This is a genomic window from Ktedonobacterales bacterium, from assembly GCA_036557285.1.
Taxonomy (GTDB): Bacteria; Chloroflexota; Ktedonobacteria; order Ktedonobacterales; family DATBGS01; genus DATBHW01.
The window spans coordinates 22,569-42,616 of sequence record DATBHW010000012.1; the positions used below are offsets into that span (position 1 = coordinate 22,569).

At 60.0% G+C, this 20,048-nt stretch carries 21 protein-coding genes; 16 read left to right on the top strand and 5 right to left on the bottom strand.

What is annotated here, in order from left to right:
- Positions 1-7: 7 nt before the first annotated feature.
- A complete protein-coding gene (metG, locus tag VH599_04450) occupies positions 8-1,612 on the bottom strand; it encodes a methionine--tRNA ligase (protein ID HEY7347546.1) in 1,605 nt (534 codons plus the stop codon).
- A 526-nt stretch (positions 1,613-2,138) separates the two neighbouring features.
- On the opposite strand from metG, the gene VH599_04455 reads away from it, so the two are divergent.
- Together VH599_04455 and VH599_04460 are read left to right on the top strand one after the other, a co-directional pair.
- On the top strand, positions 2,139-3,113 hold the full coding sequence (locus tag VH599_04455) for a GNAT family N-acetyltransferase (GenBank protein ID HEY7347547.1): 975 nt from the start codon (positions 2,139-2,141) through the stop codon (positions 3,111-3,113).
- 21 nt (positions 3,114-3,134) lie between these two features.
- On the top strand, positions 3,135-3,389 hold the full coding sequence (locus tag VH599_04460; protein HEY7347548.1) for a hypothetical protein: 255 nt from the start codon (positions 3,135-3,137) through the stop codon (positions 3,387-3,389).
- On the opposite strand, the gene VH599_04465 is transcribed toward VH599_04460, so the two are convergent.
- Positions 3,362-4,255, bottom strand: a complete 894-nt coding sequence (locus tag VH599_04465; GenBank protein HEY7347549.1) for a methyltransferase domain-containing protein — start codon at positions 4,253-4,255, stop codon at positions 3,362-3,364. The genes VH599_04460 and VH599_04465 overlap by 28 nt on opposite strands.
- Positions 4,256-4,330: 75 nt before the next feature.
- Between VH599_04465 and VH599_04470 the strand changes: the two genes are divergently transcribed.
- Positions 4,331-4,882, top strand: coding sequence for a hypothetical protein (locus tag VH599_04470; GenBank protein HEY7347550.1), 552 nt, complete (start codon positions 4,331-4,333; stop codon positions 4,880-4,882).
- Positions 4,883-5,082: 200 nt separating this feature from the next.
- On the opposite strand, the gene VH599_04475 is transcribed toward VH599_04470, so the two are convergent.
- Entirely contained in the window at positions 5,083-5,541 is a 459-nt protein-coding gene (locus tag VH599_04475; protein HEY7347551.1) for a VOC family protein, read from the bottom strand.
- A 439-nt stretch (positions 5,542-5,980) separates the two neighbouring features.
- On the opposite strand from VH599_04475, the gene VH599_04480 reads away from it, so the two are divergent.
- From VH599_04480 to VH599_04535, 12 genes are all read left to right on the top strand, one after another.
- Positions 5,981-6,388, top strand: coding sequence for a response regulator (locus tag VH599_04480; protein HEY7347552.1), 408 nt, complete (start codon positions 5,981-5,983; stop codon positions 6,386-6,388).
- A gap of 5 nt (positions 6,389-6,393) precedes the next feature.
- On the top strand, positions 6,394-6,840 hold the full coding sequence (locus VH599_04485; protein ID HEY7347553.1) for a response regulator: 447 nt from the start codon (positions 6,394-6,396) through the stop codon (positions 6,838-6,840).
- Between the two features lie 23 nt (positions 6,841-6,863).
- The gene (locus VH599_04490; GenBank protein HEY7347554.1) at positions 6,864-8,333 is read left to right on the top strand and encodes a HAMP domain-containing sensor histidine kinase; all 1,470 of its coding nucleotides are present in this window, start codon (positions 6,864-6,866) and stop codon (positions 8,331-8,333) included.
- Positions 8,334-8,465: 132 nt separating this feature from the next.
- Positions 8,466-9,524, top strand: a complete 1,059-nt coding sequence (pdhA, locus tag VH599_04495) for a pyruvate dehydrogenase (acetyl-transferring) E1 component subunit alpha (protein HEY7347555.1) — start codon at positions 8,466-8,468, stop codon at positions 9,522-9,524.
- A 20-nt stretch (positions 9,525-9,544) separates the two neighbouring features.
- Entirely contained in the window at positions 9,545-10,522 is a 978-nt protein-coding gene (locus VH599_04500) for an alpha-ketoacid dehydrogenase subunit beta (protein HEY7347556.1), read from the top strand.
- A 77-nt stretch (positions 10,523-10,599) separates the two neighbouring features.
- The gene (locus tag VH599_04505; GenBank protein ID HEY7347557.1) at positions 10,600-11,901 is read left to right on the top strand and encodes a dihydrolipoamide acetyltransferase family protein; all 1,302 of its coding nucleotides are present in this window, start codon (positions 10,600-10,602) and stop codon (positions 11,899-11,901) included.
- Positions 11,902-11,920: 19 nt separating this feature from the next.
- Positions 11,921-12,388, top strand: a complete 468-nt coding sequence (locus tag VH599_04510; GenBank protein ID HEY7347558.1) for a DUF6265 family protein — start codon at positions 11,921-11,923, stop codon at positions 12,386-12,388.
- Between the two features lie 22 nt (positions 12,389-12,410).
- Positions 12,411-12,797: a VOC family protein gene (locus tag VH599_04515; GenBank protein ID HEY7347559.1), complete on the top strand. Its 387-nt coding sequence runs from the start codon at positions 12,411-12,413 to the stop codon at positions 12,795-12,797.
- A 116-nt stretch (positions 12,798-12,913) separates the two neighbouring features.
- Complete coding sequence (locus tag VH599_04520) at positions 12,914-14,446, top strand: FAD-dependent oxidoreductase (protein ID HEY7347560.1); 1,533 nt, start codon at positions 12,914-12,916, stop codon at positions 14,444-14,446.
- Positions 14,447-14,565: 119 nt separating this feature from the next.
- Complete coding sequence (locus tag VH599_04525) at positions 14,566-15,801, top strand: acetyl-CoA C-acetyltransferase (protein HEY7347561.1); 1,236 nt, start codon at positions 14,566-14,568, stop codon at positions 15,799-15,801.
- A 69-nt stretch (positions 15,802-15,870) separates the two neighbouring features.
- The gene (locus tag VH599_04530) at positions 15,871-16,692 is read left to right on the top strand and encodes a methyltransferase domain-containing protein (protein HEY7347562.1); all 822 of its coding nucleotides are present in this window, start codon (positions 15,871-15,873) and stop codon (positions 16,690-16,692) included.
- 247 nt (positions 16,693-16,939) lie between these two features.
- Positions 16,940-17,683 carry a DedA family protein gene (locus VH599_04535; GenBank protein ID HEY7347563.1) on the top strand — a complete coding sequence of 248 codons (744 nt, stop codon included), beginning with the start codon at positions 16,940-16,942 and terminating at the stop codon, positions 17,681-17,683.
- A 47-nt stretch (positions 17,684-17,730) separates the two neighbouring features.
- On the opposite strand, the gene VH599_04540 is transcribed toward VH599_04535, so the two are convergent.
- A complete protein-coding gene (locus VH599_04540) occupies positions 17,731-18,267 on the bottom strand; it encodes a GNAT family protein (protein HEY7347564.1) in 537 nt (178 codons plus the stop codon).
- 34 nt (positions 18,268-18,301) lie between these two features.
- On the bottom strand, positions 18,302-19,291 hold the full coding sequence (locus tag VH599_04545; GenBank protein HEY7347565.1) for a beta-ketoacyl-ACP synthase III: 990 nt from the start codon (positions 19,289-19,291) through the stop codon (positions 18,302-18,304).
- Positions 19,292-19,432: 141 nt separating this feature from the next.
- On the opposite strand from VH599_04545, the gene VH599_04550 reads away from it, so the two are divergent.
- The gene (locus VH599_04550) at positions 19,433-19,933 is read left to right on the top strand and encodes a GNAT family N-acetyltransferase (protein ID HEY7347566.1); all 501 of its coding nucleotides are present in this window, start codon (positions 19,433-19,435) and stop codon (positions 19,931-19,933) included.
- Positions 19,934-20,048: the final 115 nt, after the last annotated feature.

Sequence of the window (20,048 nt, forward strand, 5' to 3'; positions counted from 1 at the left end):
CGCCCTTCTACACCTCGACGGGCAGTTCCAGCTTGGGGAACAGGACGCCGCCGGGCTGGACGCTGGTCCCCGCCAGATAGCCGCCCCAACGGGAGACCTGCGCCCAATCGCTGCCGGTGTCCAGGGCGATGCCAAGCTGGCTGGCGATGGCTTCGGCGGTGGCCGGAATGAACGGCGCGCAGTAGTGCGCGATCAGGCGCAAGGCTTCGGCCAGGTTGTACAACGAGGTCGCCAGCCGCGCTTCGGCTGCCGCGCTATCTGGCCCCTTGCGCTGCTTTGCCAGTGTCCAGGGTTCGACATCGGCAACGTATTTGTTGGCCGCGCCCACAAGTTCCCAGATGGCGGCCAGGGCTTCATGTGGGGCGAACTGGGCCAGCGCGGCATCTACCCGTTCGGGCAGTTCTTCGGCGACGCTGATGAGCCGCCGATCAATTTCCTCCGGCTCGCCGGGCGCAGGCACGACGCCGCTGTAGTAGCGAGTGACCATATTGACGACCCGATTGAGCAGGTTGCCTAGCTGATCGGCGAGATCGACGTTGTGCGTGCGAATGAATCGCTCCAGGCTGAAATCGCCGTCGTCAGTGGCGCGAATCTCGCGCAGCAGGTAGTAGCGCAGCGCGTCTGTGCCATAGCGCCCGGCAAACTCAACTGGATCAATGACGTTGCCCAGCGATTTGCTGATCTTTGCGCCCTCGATAGTGACGTAGCCATGTACGAAGACTTCGCTGGGCGGCAGCACTCCGGCTGAAAGGAGCATTGCCGGCCAATAGATGGTATGGAAGCGCAAAATGCCCTTGCCGATGACGTGAACTCGCTGCGGGTTGTGTGCCCAGTAATGCTGATAGAGCGGCGCTTCGCTGGCGTAGCCCAGCGCGGTAATGTAGTTGCCTAGCGCGTCGAACCAGACGTACATCACCTGATCTGGATCACCGGGGACAGAGATGCCCCAGTCGTGGGCGCGCGCCCGCGAACGCGAGATGCTGAAGTCTTCCAGACCCTGGCGGATGAAGCTCAGCGCCTCGTTCTTACGTGTCTGGGGGACGATGCGCAGTTGGTCGGATTCGATCAGTTCGTATAGTCGGTCAGCGTAGCGCGAAAGGCGAAAGAAGTAGTTCTCCTCCTCGACGACTTCCGGCGGCGTCAGATGTTCCGGGCAGAGGCCGTCAATGAGTTCGTCCGGGGTGTAGAACTGTTCGCAGCCGACACAGTAAAGCCCTTGATAGGGGCGCTTGTAGATGTCAGCGTTCTCTGTGCACGCCTGCCAGAGCTTGCGCACGCCCGCCAGATGGCGCGGGTCGTTGCTGGTGCGAATGAAATCATCGAACGACAGGTTCAACGGTTCTCGCAGCGCCTGGTACTGCGCGGCGTTGCGGTCCACCAGCGCCTGGGTGGTGATACCTTCTTTTTCCGCCGCCTGGACATTCTTCAGGCTGTTCTCATCCGCGCCGGTGAGGAAGCGCACGTCTTCGCCTTTGAGGCGGTGATAGCGCGCCAGCGCGTCGGTCAGGATGATCTCCAGCGCGAAGCCGATATGGGGCTTTGCGTTGACGTAGGGTATGGCAGTGGTGACATACCAGGGTGGGTGTCGCTCATCTAATGTAGGGTTGGTCATGGTAGTCTCCTTCTCAAGGGGGGCGCCGGGCAAACAGAAAGGGCTGCCCATGCTGGGTAGCCCTGAATAAGACGGTTCGTATGCTTGAGTCAGGCAGCAGGCAGCATGGACTTTGGATCGCGCGGTAGCCCGCGCATCCGCATCACCATGCGAATTGTGGAGGAAAAGATACACATGCTGCCACCTCAGTTTCAGGATGCTTTGATTATATCACATGCAGGCACAATACGCGAACAACCATCAACAGCGCGCTTGCATTTCTCAAGCGCAGCGAGTATACTGCTGGCAGCTTCATTGAAGAGAGGATGAGCCAGAACATGTCTCTACGCTACTGATAACAACGCAAGCGAAATCACCTGTACTCTCCCCGCGATCTGGTGGGGGCGAGTCTTGTTGACTTTGCGCGGGTATCGAGTGGCGTCTCTGAGATATGCTCCGTGGCTGGCAAACGTGTTCTCTCTTTCCGTCCCCACGTGCGCCCTCAAGCAGCCGCTCCCTGCCTGCGCGACACACGAAAGAGGACGATATGTATCCCTATTTAACTCCTGGCTACATCGTGCGCTCCCCGACGATGGAAGACATTCCGGCGATTCTGGCCCTCTTGCGGGTCTTCGACACTGCCGAGATGGGCGAAGCCGATCCCCTGACCCCCGACACCATTATTGGCGACTGGGAAGAACTGGACCCCACTCAGGATGCCTGGATGGTTCTGGCGTCGGATGGGCTGCTTTGCGGCTACGCTACTCTGATGGACTACGGCGCGGGCCGTTTCTATGGCGATGGCTATGTTCATCCTGACCACAACAGGCGAGGGATTGGGAAAACGCTGGTTGAGGAGATGGAGCGGCGGGCGGCGGCTATTATCGCGGCAGAGCCAGACGGGACACGCCGGGTGCTGGTCAACAATGTTGTTGCCGAGAGCGCCGCCGCGCGAGACTTGTTGGAGACGCGCGGCTATGAACTGACGCGAGTCTACTTCCGCATGCGGATCGATCTGGAAGGGACGCGGCCAGCCCCGGCGTGGCCGGAAGGCATCAGCGTGCGAACCTGTGACGGCAGCCTGGAGGATATTCAGCGAGCCTATGAAACCGTTGAGGAGGGCTTCAGGGACTCCTGGGCGCATATCCCCCGCAGCTTCGAGGAATGGCAGCGGCATATGGTCCGCGAATCCTTTGACGCTTCGCTGTGGTTTCTGGCGCAGGAGGGCGACAAGGTGGCGGGAGCGGCGCTCTGCCGGAGGCGCGACGATGGCTCTGGCTGGATCGAGCAGCTCGCGGTACTGCGTCCCTGGCGCAAGCGCGGCCTGGGGTTGGCGCTGCTGCGCCATGCCTTCACGGTTTTCGATCAGCGGGAAATTCGGCGCGTCGGGTTAGGGGTTGATGGGCAGAGTCTGACCGGTGCGCAGCGGCTCTATGAGCGGGCGGGGATGCGCGTCACGGCGCGCATTGCCTGCTATGAGAAGGAACTGCGTCCGGGAAGAGATCTCATGGACGAGTTGTAGGCGGCTGGCGATTGATGAAGTTTGACCTTGTATCTGGGTCTGCCCAGGCCGACGTTGGCTGGCGGTGTGGAGGGGACTTGTAGCGCCGCCTTCCAGGCGGCTCGACGTTGGCGTGCCGCAGCCACGTCCCTAAAGGAGCAGCGTTCGCAGCAGCGCAGCGTTGGCCGCCAGGGACGGCGGCGCCACAAGTCCCCTCGCCTCCCCTGCCGCCTGGAAGGCGGCGCTACAAGTGGCCGCCAGGGGCGGCGCTACACGCCCTTGATCGCCCACAGATAGGCGACGGCCATGCGAGTTGTTCCCTGTCCTCGCTCAACGAGTGGGCTGAGATGGTTCGCAAATTGTTCTGCCTCGGCGGGTGTCAATGCTGCTTGCAGCACTTCTTCCAGCGTTGGGGCCAGCGGATTGGGGGCGCTTTGTCGAAAAGTGTCCCACTTCGCTGGTTCCATTGGTTTCATATCCACCTGTACGTGCAGATGAATCTCGCCGAAACCAGCTTTTTCGGCAAAGCGAAACAGATCGTACTCGCCGAAGTCCATCATCGGGCCATATGCCTCTGTCTCGTTTTTGATAAGCAGCCCATATCCGGCCTTCACTTTGTCGGCAATGCCCTGCACAGGCGTCACGTTGTACCCAAAGAAGCGGTTCCCTGGCTCTGGATAGGCGAAGCGGTTGATTGGCTCGAAAAGCGAGATGCGCCCACCGGGCTTCAGGACACGGTAGAACTCGTGGAAGGCTTGCTGTTTGGCGGCGACGTAGATCAGGACAGAACGAGTTGTGACGACATCCACCGAAGCATCTGCCAGCGGAGTCAGATCATCCGCCGAGGCGCGAACAAACTGGCAGCGATCAAGTACACTCATTTGCCCGGCCAGCGCCTGGGAGTGATCGAGCAAATCCTGGGAAATATCGCTGAAAATAACCTGTCCTTGCTCGCCGACCTGCGGCAGCCCGCCAAAGGCAATCAGTCCGTCGCCTGTGCCGACATCGAGCATCGTTTCGCCCGCCGCAATGTCGGCATGCTGGAGTACCTGGTCTCGAACAGCGAACAATCTTTGCAGCATGGTTTGCTGCTGCTCAGGGTCGCCGCCATGCCGCCGTTGCAGCAGCCATTGCGCCCACTGGTCCTGGATGGTCTCAGCCATTGATTATGCCTCCCTACTGAAATAAATCGTTATATATTCAGCCTATTCTGAAGATTTGTGGAAGGCGCCCGTGATATGAGGCGAGTGTTTATCAGCATCCAAACAACCCGCAGCGCGCCCCAGCAATTGATGCTGGATTGCGTGTTTGCCGCCCTTCACGACCTGGCTCTGGCGCCTGTCACCGTCCACAATAGCCAGGAGGGTTACGACCCCTTACCAGAGATACGACAACGGATGCGTAGCTGCCAGGGGGCGCTCATTATCGCTCTGGAGCGTTTTCGCTGGGCTTCTGGCGTTGAATACCCCGACAGCGCCGACGCGATGAGCTATATTGATCGCCGCAACAGCACTATCTGGAATCATATCGAGGCGGCAATGGCGTATCAGGCTGGCCTCCCTGTCCTTATTTTACAAGAACAAGGGCTACATTCAGCGGGTATGCTCAATAAGCAGTTGGGCAGTGTCATGATCGCTGAGTTTCGCCTGGATGACTGTATGAGTGGCCTCCCCGAAGCTGTTCAGCGTTCGCTTGAGGAGTGGTCTCAAGCCGTAATGAGCCAGCCGGTAAATGCCCCACGAAGTGAGCAGGTCTGGTCCTCAAACATGGGAAATTGCCCTCAATCTTGAGCAAGACGACCAGTGACAGGTTGAGAATCCGCTCTCATGCGGATTGTCGCATGCCGTTTTTGTAAATTCAGCGCGCATTATTTGTCGCACGTCTGATGTTGAATGCTCGGACACCTTTCCAGAGTCGGCCAGGTTCAAGCCGAGTGTTCGGATATGAGCCAGGTCTGGAAGAACTGCGGTGATTCGTCAGGATCTGAGTTTTACCTCTCCTCTGGCACCATCTGCGGGTTCCAGATAATTTCCCAGAGATGCCCATCGACATCTTTGAAATACCCTGAGTAGATACCCCAGGGTCGCTCATGTGGTTCGTCAGTTACCGTCGCCCCAGCAGCTTCTGCTTGTTTCAGCAGAGTATCGACCTCTTCTTTGCCTCGCACGAGATGCCCAATACTGAACTCGGTGGAACTTGCTGCTCCAACAGGCTCTTTGGCATCTTTCGCTAATTCAGTCTGGGGATAAAGCGCCAGAATGACTCCATGTTGGAGTTGAAACAGGACGATTGCCCCTGACGGATGCGTTTCATCGCCTTTGAATTCAGTGCCGATCATCCCACTGGTTGGCAAGCCCAGGCCATCACGATAAAAAGCGAGTGATTGTTCTAGATCGTTGACTCCCAAGGTAATCACCGAAATGCTCGGGGTCATCTGAGAGGTTGCCATAATTTCAATCCTTTCCAGGATGGAAAAGCTCTTCTGCAAATAGTTTCTTTCCTGCTCCTTTGCGGCCAGCGACACGTTTCGTAGCGCTACCCCATTTACACTATTGCATGTCAATACCCCAGGTGTGGAGCGACTTGCCCAGCTACTTTCCTCCTGGTGCTCATGATTGGAGGCAAATGCTCATGTTTCAGGGCCAAAGCTGCTCACATGGTAGGGCATTTACCACCAGCGCCGCTCATCCCCAGGGCGCCAGAAATAATGACCCCTTGACAGCAGCGATACAGTAAGGGGGGAACAAAGCTCACCCCCTTTGAGAAGGCTGCCCGTGTGAAGGGAGAGGGAGACCGCATGCTGGCGCTATCAAAAGGGCAATGCCTGGAGTATTGCGCTGCACGCATGTACTCCAAGAGGCTGCATTGGTTTCTTAAGGAGACGCTTCATGTCCAAGTACCCCCTCTCACCCATCGTAGTAATTGACCCTGACCCGCTTTATCAACGGCAGATCGCGTATCTTCTTCAGGAGAGTTTTCAGTGTATTCCGGCGGCGACCCTGAGCGCAGCCTTTCAGATGATTCTGCGCTATCAGCCGGGCCTGATTATCCTGGAACTCGATCAGCCAGATGGTGATGCGTTCTCCTTCATCCACTATCTGCAACGGGATAGCGCGCTGAAAGCGATCCTGATTGCCTGTGTGACCACGCGCGCTTCTGTCGCCGACAAGGTGCGCGCCTTCCGGGTGGGTGCTGATGACTATATCGTCAAGCCAGTGTCAACCACGCTTTTCCACGGGCAGATGCTCCTGCTGCGCCGCACCGGATACATTGCGCGCAACGTTTCGGTGAGGTGATAGAGATGGCTGCTTCGCACGGACTGCCCACTGTTCTCATTGTCGAGGATAATCGTGATCTGCTCGATCTCCTGCTCATGGCTCTGCCGCGCCTTGGATCGTTCAGGGTCGTTGGCGTCTCCGATGGCATATCAGGGCTGGAGCAGTTCTACGCGCTGCGCCCGCAGTGTGTGGTGATTGACATTAAGATGCCTGGACTGGATGGCTACCAACTGGTGCGGGCGCTGCGCGGCGACCCGGAGACGGCGGCTACTCCGCTCATTGTGCTGACGGCGCTGGCCCAGCAAAAGGACCAGTTTGCCGGGCTGGCGGCGGGCGCTGATCTGTATGTAATTAAGCCCGTTACTCCGCAGGAACTTGTGGCGGCGATTCAGCAAGCCATTACCTTCAGCGAAGCAGATCGGCTCCAGCGCATGCAGGCGCTGCTGGAAGAAGAACTGCCCGAATCATAAAAATCCCCCAAGGAGCGGATACCATGAAGAATCTCGCTTCGCGTCGGTTTCTCCCCCTTTCTGCCGCAGAGTTTACAGTCTACCAGACCTACGAGCGCCAGCGCCGCCAGCGCCTTTTAGGGGCTATGCTGCCTCTTTCGACGGTGGTATTTGGGCTTACCAGCGTTGTTTTCACTTTGCGGCTGGTCTTCGAGGATTTCGGGTTCACCACGCCAGCGTGGGTACTCTATGGCGCGACACTGGTGATAACGCTTTTCTTTCTTTTGGGGACAATAGCCTTGCGGCGGGGGCGAACGACGCTTGCTACCATGATGATGATCACGACAGGTAGTGTGGGGATTCTCTTCCTTGTTCTGTTTCAGGTGTTTGTCGAGGAGGGTTTAGACCCCTATACCTTGAGTGAGTTGATGATCTTTGGGTGTGTGATTGTCCTTGTCGGAGTGCTGGGCAACCTGTGGACGGTAGTGGGAGCGACGCTGCTGGTCAACATTTTGACGGTGTTCATGCTTTACCAGGCGCCGCGCCACGCGGGGCTGGAAGCGATCATCGAAGAGCAACTCGTGAGCATCATCGTGGCCGCGCTCATCCTTGAATGGTTGATTGCGGCGTTCTTGATTGCAAACTGGCTGACGTATCGCCAGACGCTGCGAACACTGGGCGCGGCTTACGAACGGGTCTATCAAGCCGAGCGGCTGGATGAACTGAAAGATCAATTTATTACGCATGTCAATCATGAACTGCGCACGCCGATCATGGCGCTTCACGGCTATGTGGAATATCTGCGGGAGGCGCAGCCGCAGTTGTCGGATGCGGAACTGGCGCTGGCCCTGGAAAAGGCTAGCCGCACAGGTTCTTCGCTGGTCGCGCTGCTGTCCAGTATTCTGGAGGTGCGCCGGATTGATGGCAAAACCGATTCATACACACCAACGGCAGTGCCGGTACGCGAGGCTCTGGACACGGCCCTGACGCTGATTGACCCGCGCGAGACGCATCGTGGGGGGCAGGATATACAGGTGGCGATTCCAGAAGGGATCGCTATCTGGGGGGAGCCGGTGCGCTTCCAGCAGATATTGACGAACTTACTCTCTAACGCGCTCAAGTATTCGCCGCCAGGGTCGCCGGTCCAGGTAGCGGCGCGGGTTCTGGCTCAGACCGGGCCTGGCTCGCGTCGGCGGCATGGGAACAGGCGCGCGCGATTTCTGGTGGAGATTCGGGTGCGCGACTTCGGCCTGGGGATTCCACCAGAGCAAGTTCCACTGCTTTTCAATCGGTTTGTGCGCTTGCCGCGTGACCTGGCTTCGTCAGTAGTCGGCAGCGGGCTGGGGTTGTATCTGTGCCGGGTGATGACTGAGAGCATGGAGGGGACTATCCGGGTAGAGAGCAGCGGTGTGGAGGGTGAAGGCTCGACTTTCGTTGTCCGTTTGCCGCTTTCGCCAGCGCAAGTGGCGCACGAACCCCACCCAGCGGCGTCGGGTTCAGCGGCCTTTTCCTGATGGCTTCAACTGCTAAACCAGCGCATTGACAGAGGGGCGCTTCGGGGGCTAGACTGCGGGTAAGAGAGGACTCCTCTGCTTATCAATCGCTTCGTGCCGCCGTGTTGCGCGCATATTCACAAGGAGGTTGCTGTGGTCACAACCTATTCACAGGAAACCGCTTTCCAAATCCTTGACCCTGAAGGGAAGATTGTTGGCCCTGTTCCCGATCTTTCCAATGAGCGATTGCTGGCTATGTTCCGCTGGATGTGGCTGGCGCGCAAGCTTTCCGATAAGATTATCGCGCTTCAGCGCCAGGGCCGGGCGACGACGTTTGGCTCGCTCGTCGGGCAGGAAGCGTCAGCCATTGGGCTGGCTGCGCCGCTGCGGCCAGAGGACTGGCTGGTTACATCGTATCGAGAGATTGCTTCGCATCTGGTGAAGGGCGTGCCGCTTGCCACGAAGATTTTTTCTTTCCGGGGCTGCACGCATCCGAGCTATCCGGTTGAGACGCACTGCCTGCCCATCCAGATCGTTATCGGTACGCAGCTCTTGCATGCCGTGGGGATTGCGATGGCCGCCAAAATCAAGGGCGATCCCATCGTGGCGGTTGGCGCGTGCGGCGATGGCGCAACCTCGGAGGGCGATTTCAACGAGGCGCTGAACTGGGCAGGCGTGTATAAAGCGCCGGTGGTGCTGGTGGTGCAAAATAACGGTTGGGCTATCAGCGTGCCACGCCACAAGCAGACCGCCGCTCCAACTATCGCGGCGCGCGGCGCTGGCTTTGGTGTGCCGTCGCGTCTGGTGGATGGTAACGATGTTCTGGCGGTCTACAGCGCGATGAGCGAGTCTGTTGACCGCGCCCGCGCAGGCGACGGCCCGACGCTGATCGAACTGCTGACCTATCGCATCGGTGCGCATACGACTGCCGATGATCCGACGCGCTACCGCGATCCCGCCGAGATCGAAGTCTGGAAGGCGAAAGACCCCATCGCGCGCTTCAAACGCTATCTGGTCGGGCGCAAGCTGATGGATGACAAGAAGGAGAGCGCGCTGGTGGAAGAGGTCGAAGCGGAGATTAACGCTGCGGTTGACGAGGCCGAGGCGATGCCTTTGCCCTCGCCCGAAGAGATGTTCAACTGGGCGTATGCCAAGCCCTTCCCGCGCCTGGAAGAAGAGCGCGCTATGCTACAGCATTATCTGGCGAAGTAACGAGCGGAGCATAAAGAGCCATGCAATCAACAATGGTTGAGGCGCTGAATCAGGCGCTGGCGCTCGAACTGGAGCGCGATGAGCGGGTGGTCCTGCTGGGACAGGATATTGGCCCAAACGGTGGCGTCTTTCGCGTCACCGATCAGTTGCAAAAGCGTTTTGGCGAGCGGCGCGTCTTTGATACGCCGCTTTCGGAATCGGCAATCATCGGCAGTTCGGTGGGCATGGCGGCCTATGGCCTGCGCCCGGTGGCCGAGATTCAATTTGCCGGTTTCCTCTTCCTGAGCATGAGCCAGCTTGTGACCCAGGCGGCGCGCATGCGCTTTCGCAGCGCGGGCGCGTTTGGCTGTCCGCTGGTTGTGCGCTCGCCCTTTGGCGGGGGCGTGCGCACACCGGAACTGCACCCGGACAGCCTGGAAGGCGTGTTCTTGCAGACGCCAGGGATCAAGGTCGTGCTGCCCTCCAGTCCCTATGATGCCAAGGGGCTGCTGGCCTCGGCCATAGACGATCCTGATCCGGTCATCTTTCTGGAGCATATGAAGCTGTATCGCTCCTTCCGCCAGGAGGTGCCCGAAGAACGCTACACGCTTCCGCTGGGTCAGGCGAATGTGGTGCGCGAGGGCAGTGACGCTTCGGTGATTGCCTATGGCGCGATGGTGACGGTGGCGCTGGAAGCGGCAAAGCAGATTGAAGAGCGCAGCGGCAAGAGTGTTGAGGTGATTGATCTGCGCACGATCTGGCCGCTGGACGAGGCGACGATTACGGCTTCTGTCGAGAAGACAGGGCGGGCTGTTATCGTCCACGAAGCGCCGCGCGCGGGCGGTATCGGCGCGGAACTGACGGCGATCATTAACGAGCGTTGCCTGTATTCGCTGCTCAAGCCGGTTGAGCGCGTGACAGGCTACGACGTACCTTATCCTGTGCCTGGGCATGAAGATTTCTATGTCCCGAACGTTGCGCGTGTCACCGATGCGCTGGAGCGGGCGCTGGCCGACTGACGCCGCCAGGGACGCAACGGTACACGCAACTGGCGGGTGGCGCCATTGATGATGAGCGAGCAACGGAGCTATAAGCCATGATAGAGTTCAAGCTTCCAGATGTGGCTGAGGGTATTCACGAAGCAGAAATCCTGCGCTGGATGGTCAAGCCCGGCGATCAGGTGAAGCTGGACCAGCCGATGGTGGAGATTCAGACGGATAAATCCGTCGCGGAAATTGGCGCGCCGGTCACTGGCAAGGTGCTGGAGATTCTTTTCCAGCCTGGCGCGATTGCCCACGTGGGCGAAGTGCTGATTACACTGGAGCCGCAGGGGGCGCAGGCAGGCCCAAAAGCCGAGCGCGCGCCGCGTAACAACGGGGCAGAGGCTGGGGAAGTTGGCCTGAGCCAACTTAGCGGCGGCACGCCCGTAGAGGCGGTTTCGACCGCCAAACGCCACGCATTGGCTGCGCCTGCCGCGCGCAAGATGGCCTTTGAGATGGGCATTGACATTGATCAGGTGCAGGGCACCGGCCCTGGCGGGCGCGTGACGATGGAGGATGTACGCCAGTTTGCTGCGCGAGGCGCTGCTGCCTCTGCGCCTGCACCCGCCGCGACGAACGGGGTCACCGCTCCGGCTGCCGCTGGCGCGCCTGCTGCGCCTGCGCTGCCCCCCGCGCTGGCTGAGCCGGGTGGCGAGCAGCGCGAACCGCTGGTTGGGCTGCGCCGTCGCATAGCGGAGCGCATGGAGCTTGCCTGGCGAACGATTCCGCACGCTACCGCTTTTGGCGAGGCTGATGGCGAGGCGCTGATGGCGCTGCGCGAAGAACTGAAGCCGCAGGCCGAGAAACAGGGCATCCGCCTGACCTATCTGCCGCTGCTGGTCAAGATCGTGGTGCAGGCGCTGAAAGAGTTCCCGATCTTCAACGCCAGCCTGGACGAGCAGCGCCGCGAGATCGTTTACAAGCGTTTCTACCACATCGGACTGGCAACAGATACGCCGGATGGTCTGCTCATCTCGGTTGTGCGCGACGCAGACCGGCGCACGCTGCTGGACCTGGCCCGCGAGATCAATCGGCTGGTGGAGGCCGGGCGCAATCGCAAGCTGACACTTCAGGAGTCGAGCGGCAGCACGTTCACGCTGAACAATGTGGGCAGCTTTGGTGGCAGCGGCGGCACAGGCGTGCCGATCATCAATCCACCGGAGGCAGCTATCCTGGCGGTGGGCGCGCTGCGCGAGCGGCCCGTCGCCCGGCAAGGAGCGATCATTGCGCGACCCACGCTGCCGCTGTCGCTCTCGTTCGATCATCGTTTGATTGATGGGGCTGGCTCTTCCGCCTTCATGGCGCGCTTCCAGGAACTGGTGGAGCATCCGTCACTGCTGCTGCTGAACAGCTATTAAGTCGGCCAGGGGAGAGGTTATGAGTCGTTATCCAACTGCTGGCCTTACGGGCGCGACGGCTGCTGACCTGGCCTGGCTGCCCGGTAGCTGGTCCGGCTATCACGGCAATGCTTCTATTGAAGAATACTGGAGTACGCTGGCCGGGGGAACACTCATGGGCATGTTTCGCTTGCTGCGAGACAACCAGATAGGCTTTTACGAGCTTATCACGCTGGCCCCCGAAGGAGCGTTCCTGGTTATGCGCTTCAAGCACTTCCACGCTGATCTGATCGGCTGGGAAGAAAAAGACTCGTCGTTGGAGTTTGTGCTGGTGCACTATGCGGATGGGGAAGCGGTGTTTTTTGAGCGCAATGTGCCTGATCCCCGCTGGCTGATTTATCGCCGGGAAGGTGAGGATGCCCTGGTTGTTTACTTCGAGCATGAGGGAGCGGCGGTCACGGCTGACGATCAGTTTATCTTCACCCGGCACGCGGGCTGGGCGATGTAATGCTCGATTGAAAGGATTCGCTATGTCTACAGTAAGCGTTCGCTACATTGTACACGACGTTGACGCCGCCATCGCGTTTTACTCTCAGCATCTCGACTTCCAGGAAGAGATGCACCCTGCCCCTACCTTCGCCATACTCTCCAGAGGCGATCTGCGTCTCTTGCTCAGCGCGCCCAGTGAGATAGGTGGCGGCGGGCAGGCCATGCCAGATGGCACGAAGCCCGAACCTGGGGGCTGGAACCGCATCTCGCTTCAAGTCTCCGATCTGGCTGCCATTGTCGAGGCGCTGCGCCAGGAAGGCGTTCACTTTCGCAACGACATCGTGAACGGCGTTGGCGGCAAACAGATTCTGCTGGATGACCCTTCAGGGAACCCCATCGAACTGTTCGAGCCACTGAGCAGAGGGTAAGCCTGCCCTCTCGTCTCTCTTAGCTTGATTGAAGCCACATTTTGTGCAAACGCCTCGCAGATGCTATCATGACGGCAGGCATTGTGAGAGACTTGAGAGCAGAAAGTGTCGAGCTTATGGTTGTCGGAGATGTTGCTACGGCTGTGGATGTGCTGGTGTTGGGCGCTGGCCCGGCGGGCTATGTCGGGGCGATTCGCGCCGCGCAGTTGGGGCGGCGCGTCACGTTAGTAGACCCAGGGCCGCCGGGTGGCGTTTGCCTGCATCGCGGCTGCATCCCGCTCAAGGCGCTGCTGGCGGCTTCCGAACGCTATCATCAGACGCGAGCGAGCCTGGAAGAGATGGGCATCAGCGCCGGGCCGGTGAGCTTCGATTGGGCGCAGATGGCCGCCTGGAAGCAGGGCGTGGTTGATCGGCTGAGCGAAGGCGTGGCGCGGCTGCTGGCGGGCAACAAGGTCGAGATGGTGTCGGGCCGGGGCTGGTTTATCAATGACAAGGAGATGCGCGTCGAGGGCGAATACGGCTCGCATCGCTTTATCTTCGAGCACTGCCTGATCGCTACTGGCGCAAAGCATCGCTTGCCAGCCGCGCTGCCCAGCGATGGCGTGAAGATACTCTCGCCAGAGCAGGCGCTGGCCCTGGCAGAGTTTCCGGCGACACTGAGCATCATTGGCAACGATTATATCGCGCTGGAGCTTGCCACGCTCTTTGCGCGCCTGGGAACGAGGGTCACGCTGCTGCTGCCGGGCGAGGCGCTGCTGGATGGCGTGGACCCGGCGGCGCTGCGTCTGGTACAGGCCGGGCTGCGCGGGCTGGGTGTGCAGATTGTCGCCAATGCGCGCCCGGTTGGTTCACGCGAGGATGCCTTCGTCTATACGACTGGCGAGAAGCCAGAGGAGCAGCGCGCGCCGCTGCCGCTGGTCGTCTCGCTGGGCGTGGAGCCGCTGCCCGGCGATGAACTGCATCTGCGCGCTGCTGGCATAGAGTGCGAGCAGGCTGGCGACCCTGTTGTGGATAGCTCTGGTCGCACGACCAATGAGCGGGTATATGCTGCTGGCGACGTGCGCTCTTCCCTGCCCCTGCCAGCAGGGACGCTGGCGGTACACGCCTCCCCGCCCCCGCCAGCAGAGACGCTGGCGGTACACGCCTCTCTCCCCCTATCGGCGGTACAACCGGCGCTGGCTTCGGTGGCAATCAAGCAGGCCAAAATTGCCGCCGAGGCTATGAATGGCGCGCGTGTGCAGTACGCGCCGATGGTCACGCCGCTGGTGGCGCTGACTGTGCCGGAGATTGCCAGCGTCGGCCTCTCGCCCCAGGCGGCGCAGGAGGCGGGCTATCGGACGATGACAGGGCGCTTTCCGCTGGCGGCCAATGGCCGGGCGCTCACGCTGGGAACGAACGCGGGCCTGGCGCTGGTGACTGCCGACGCGGAAAACGAGGCGCTGCTGGGCGTGACGCTGGTGGGGCCGCGCGCCTCCGATCTGATCGGCCAGGCCACCCTGGCAATCGAGATGGGCGCGACACTCACCGACCTCACCGAGATTCTCTATGCCCACCCGACGCTGAGCGAGACGCTGCTGGAAGGGGCGGAAGCGGCGCTGGGCCGGGCAATTCATGTGCTTGGGGCAGCACTGGCAAAGGCGGGCGCGTAACAATGCCTGGCCCAGGCTTCTCCATCATGGCTTATAATAATAAGTAGTATCGTTCGCCGCCCAGGTGGCATTGTCGCCGCCGAATACGTTCGTTGCACTGAATGAAGGAGGCGCAACCAATGGGAACCGCTTACATTCTTGATACCGCTCGCACGCCGCGTGGACGTGGCAAGCCAGGCAAAGGCGCGCTGAGCGGCATTCATCCCCAGGAACTGCTGGCGCAGACCTTGAACCGCGTGGCAGAACTGGCTCGTATTGACAAAAACGATATTGACGATGTAGTGATGGGCTGCGTCTCCCAGGCGAACGAGCAAGGGGCCGATATTGCGCGTGCCGCTGTGCTGGCCGCCGATTGGCCGCTGGAAACAACCGGCGTCACGCTCAATCGCTTCTGCGGCTCTGGCCTTCAGGCGATCAACTTTGCGGCGATGGGCATTATGGCGGGCATGCAGCAGTTGGTGGTGGGCGGCGGCGTGGAGAGCATGTCGCGCAACCCGATGGGGTCCGATGGCGCGGGCATTGATGGCAATAACCTGCGCTTGCGCCGCAAGCATTTCCAGGTGCCACAGGGCATCAGCGCCGATCTGATCGCTACGCTCGAAGGCTTTAGCCGCGACGATGTAGATAGCTTTGCGCTGGAATCGCAGCGCCGCGCCGCGCGCGCCCAGCAGGAGGGATATTTCAAGCGGAGCCTCTTCCCGGTTACGGACCCTGACAGCGGCGTGGTGGCGCTGGCGGTTGATGAGCATCCACGCGCGAATACCACGCTGGAAGGTCTGGCGCAGCTTGAGCCATCGTTTGCGATGTTAGGAGCTACGCCGTATGGCTTCAACGGCGAGACGATGGACGAGATTGCTTTGCAGCGTTATCCGCAGGCTGGAAAGATCAATCATGTTCACACGGCAGGTAATTCCAGCGGCATTGTGGACGGTGCGGCAGCCGTATTGCTGGCCTCAGAGGATTACGTGAAGGCGCATGGCCTGAAGCCGCGCGGCAAGATTATCGCTATGGCGACGGCTGGCAGCGAGCCGATCATCATGCTGACCGCGCCAACCCCGGCGTCAAAGAAGGCGTTGGCGCTGGCGAAGATGACCGCACACGACATTGATTTGTGGGAGATCAACGAGGCGTTTGCAACGGTCCCCTTGCAGACGATGCGCAAGCTGGAAATTGACCACGAGAAGGTGAACGTTAACGGCGGCGCTATCGCCCTGGGCCATCCGCTGGGCGCGACGGGGGCGATGCTGTTTGGGGCCGTCCTCGATGAGCTTGAGCGGCGCAACCTCAGCACCGCGCTTATCACGCTCTGCATCGGCGGCGGGCAGGGTGTCGCTACGATTATCGAGCGCGTCTAATTGCGCGTTTCTGCGAAGGGGCTGTATCCCTGGCGCCAGGGATACAGCCCCTTCTGGAAAGCAGCGGCTATGTTCACTATCGGCGCATTCGCTATCATTCAGGATGCGCAGCGGCGCGTCCTGCTCTGTCATAGACGCGATATTGACAGGTGGAATCTGCCCGGCGGCGGGGTTCTGCCTGGGGAAACACCCTGGCAGGCCGTTATCCGCTTGAAGCTGGCGCTACAAGTGGTGGGAACATTGCTGCAACAGGAGGACGGCACAAACCGTACAGAGGAGAAAGGAGGCACACCTATGACAACAATGTCGCGTGAAAAAGACATCGAGCATTTCGATCATTGGTCAAGCACCTATGAACAGTCCTGGATGCAACGAGCCTTTTTTGATCCGGCGCATCACGCAACGCTTGCTCTGGCAGCCGGTATCGTTCATCAGCCTGCCAGCGTCCTTGACGTGGGCTGCGGAACAGGAAAGCTGTTGCGTCAGGCCAGAACCTGCTGGCCGGAGGCGCACTTGATTGGAGTAGACCCGGCAAACGGCATGATAGAGCTGGCAAAACGCCTGACTCCCAACGCTACCTTCTTTCCAGGCATGGCGGAAGCGTTGCCGCTCCAGGACGCCTCGGTAGACCTGGCCTTGAGCACCATCTCTTTCCACCACTGGCAGGATCAGGCAGCAGGCATACGTGAGATAGCACGAGTGCTCCGACCAGGGGGGTACTTGATCCTGGTGGATATGTCCTTTCCAGACTGGATAGTACGCATGTTTCGTCAGAAGCGGGTTCACAGCCGCGCTCGCTTGCAGGCGCTTTTCAATCAGGCAGGATTGCAGGTGGAGAGGCAGCAAAAAGTTGCCTGGCGCAGCTGGCTTGCCACGATAGGAAAGAAATGAGCAGGCAGACGTTCCCTCAAAGGAGTTGGCGGCATATGATCGGATTGCTAAGAAACATTGAGGGATGTTTCATGTCAGTTCCTTGTTACTACCTCCTTGCGCATCCCGTGGGAACTTGTATGCCCGCTGGAGCGTATAAATGTGGTGAAGTTCACGCTCAGGCGCTTGCGCTTCTGAACGATGGCCCGTAGAATACAAGTGGTCCTGTCAGTGGGAGACGCCAGGGGTCGTAGCAAAAGGGGGATTTGTGTTCGCTTTCTTACTCGCGCAGCTTTCTCTCGTGGGCGCTCACGGCAGTGTGCTGGGCGCGATAGATGTGCTGGAGACTATACAACACGCGCTGGGCTATTTTGGCTACGCGGCGGTGGTCCTGTTCATTATGATCGAGAGTTCCGGCATCCCTTTCCCTGGCGAGACGATGCTGCTGTTCGCCTCGTTCACTGCTGGCCTGCCTGGCAGCCATCTTCTCATCTTCTGGGTGCTGGTGGCCGCCGCCAGTGGCGCGATCATCGGCGATAACCTGGGCTATCTGGCCGGGCGCTATGGCGGGCGTCCCTTCGCGCTGCGCTTTGGCAAGTATTTCTTCTTAAAAGAGCATCATCTGGACTCCGCCGAGCAGTTTTTTGTCAAACATGGCGATAAGACGGTCTTCTTCGGGCGCTTCGTTGCCGTCTTGCGCGCCTGGGCAGCGTTCCTGGCGGGCGTCAATAAGATGACCTGGCCCAAGTTCCTTCTCTATAATGCCGCGGGCGGCATCTGCTGGGCAACGCTGATGGGGCTGCTGGCCTATTACGCGGGCCATTTCCTCAAAGATTTCAGTGAGGTCGAAGGTATCGGCAGATGGCTTGGCTTCGCTGCGCTGGCCGTTGTCGTTGGGCCGGTGATCTACTTGATTGTACGGCACAAGCTCAGGGCGCGCAAAGCAAAACGGGCAGGCTCTGCGTCTGCCGCGACCAGTGAGGAGCCGGAACAGGTCTCGCCGCTCACATGAGCGGTCAACCCCCCGAGCCTGAAGCACGCAGCCTGGGTGTATAGCCATCACGGCTGCCACTCGTGCGCCAGGATGGCATAGGTATAGGCGTCCCACCAGCGGCCTTTGAACCATTCTTTGTCCCGAAAATGGCCCTCGCGCCGCATACCCAGCTTCTCCAGCACGTGGACAGAGCCAACGTTATCAGCAACACAGCTGGCCGAGATGCGGTGCAGCCTTAATTCTCCAAATCCGAGGGTCAGCATGGATCGGGCGGCTTCAGTGGCGTAGCCCTGACCCCAGTGCTGGGGCGCGAGTTCATAGCCGATGGCGCCCTCCTGCGCGCCAGGATACTCCAGCCGCAGCCCACAATTGCCGATAAGCTCCCCCATCTCTGGAAGGGTGACGGCGAATTGATAGCGATAGCGCGGCTCTTCGCGCTGCCAGTCAATGAACCTCTGGACAAACGCCTGTACGTCGGCGGCGGCGCGTTCAGCCCAGCTATTATAGCGCAAATAGGCTGGCTCGGACTGATAGGCCAGGACAGCAGGCCAGTCCTCTGGCACAAATTCTCGCAATATCAGGCGTGTGGTGACACGAATCATGGTTCCCTGTTTCTAACAAGAGGATAGATGACATTCAGGCGGTCCATTCGACCAGTACGGCGCTCCAGGTGAGGCCCGCGCCAAAGCTGATCAGCATCAGCCGCGAGCCAGTCTTGATGCGTCCATCGGCAGCGGCTTCGCAGAGCGCGATGGGAATTGATGCCGCTGAATTGTTACCGAAGCGATCTACCGTGACGACCATTTTCTCTATAGGGATATGCAGCCGCCTGGCGATGGCTTCGATGATGCGCAGGTTAGCCTGGTGGGGGATGAAGAGGTCAATATCCTCCAGGCATAACCCGGCCTGGGCCAGCACCGTTTCTATCGCCGGGCCGCTGATCTGTGTGGCGAACTTAAAGACTTCCTGGCCCTGCATGCGCACGTACTGCAAGCCGAGATCAAGTTCTTCGTGGCCGATGGGGCGCGCGCCACCGCCCGCAGGCGCCCACAGGACTTCGGGGCGCGCGCCATCCGAGCCGAGCGTGAAGCCACGAATCCCGCCAGGCTCGTTGCTGGCCGAAAGAATCACCGCGCCCGCGCCGTCGCCAAAGAGGGCGCACATCGAGCGGTCAGTATAATCAACGTAGGGCGTCAGATGCTCGACACCGATCACCAGCACATGGCGCGAGGAACCGGCGCGAATAAACTGATCGCCGATGGAGAGCGCGTAGAGAAAGCCGGGGCAGCCCGCCTGAAGATCAAGCGCGCCACAGCGAGCGCCGAGGGCATGCTGAACCAGGCAAGCTGTGGAGGGTGTGCGATAATCGGCGGTGCAGGTACCCAGCAGAATCAGATCGAGGTCTGTCGCTTCCAGACCCGCCTGGGCAAGCGCCTTGCGCGCCGCGTGCGCTGCCATTATCGAGGACGTTTCGCCAGGCGCGGCGATATGCCGCTCGCGGATGCCGGTGCGGGTGATGATCCACTCATCGCTGGTATTGACCATCTTCTCCAGATCGGCGTTGGTCAGGATGCGTTCGGGGACATAGTAGCCCCAGCCGCTGATGTGGGCAGAAAGGTGTGGCATCGCTGGCGCCTGGCTTTCTCGCGCTCCGGTTGGGTACGCGCTTGCTTTTCGCCTATTGTACCACACCACTTGCAGCCTGGCGTTGTTAAGGAAAGCAGGCGGGGCTTTCCGCGTCGTGCCAGGACACGATATACTATCTACATGCGTGATACCAGACTACGTATCCGACCCTTTATCGCAGCCGACCAGGAAGCTGCGCGCCGGACGATTCTCGACGGCCTTGGCGCCCATTTCGGCTTCATTGACGAAACGCGCAACCCGGACATTGATGACATCCTGACGCACTATATCGCTTCAGGCCAGACCTTCATCGTTGCAGAAATGGATGGGCAGGTGATTGGGACCGGGGCGCTTCTGAGCGAGGGCGGGCAGACGGGGCGCATCGTGCGCATGTCTGTTGTCCGTGAATTGAGAAGAAAAGGCATCGCCCTGGCTCTGATGGCGCGGCTGGTGCAGATTGCGCGCGAGCGAGGGTTTCGGCGGCTGGTGCTGGAAACGAATATCGGCTGGGACGATGCGATAGGGTTTTATCAGCACTGCGGTTTCCGAGAGTATGAGCAGACCGATGGGCTGACGCATCTGGCTCTGGACCTGGAAGCCGCGCATTTTGGAAAGGAACGAGATCAGCAGATGCGGTCATGAGTGAGGAGTGAGCGAGTGCAAAGCCTCGCGCCCGATGCCAGCGAAGCCAGGGATTTGTTTCCCATTTTCTTCCCATTTCCTTCACAACGTCATCAGCCGCGAGGCCGCTCCCTGC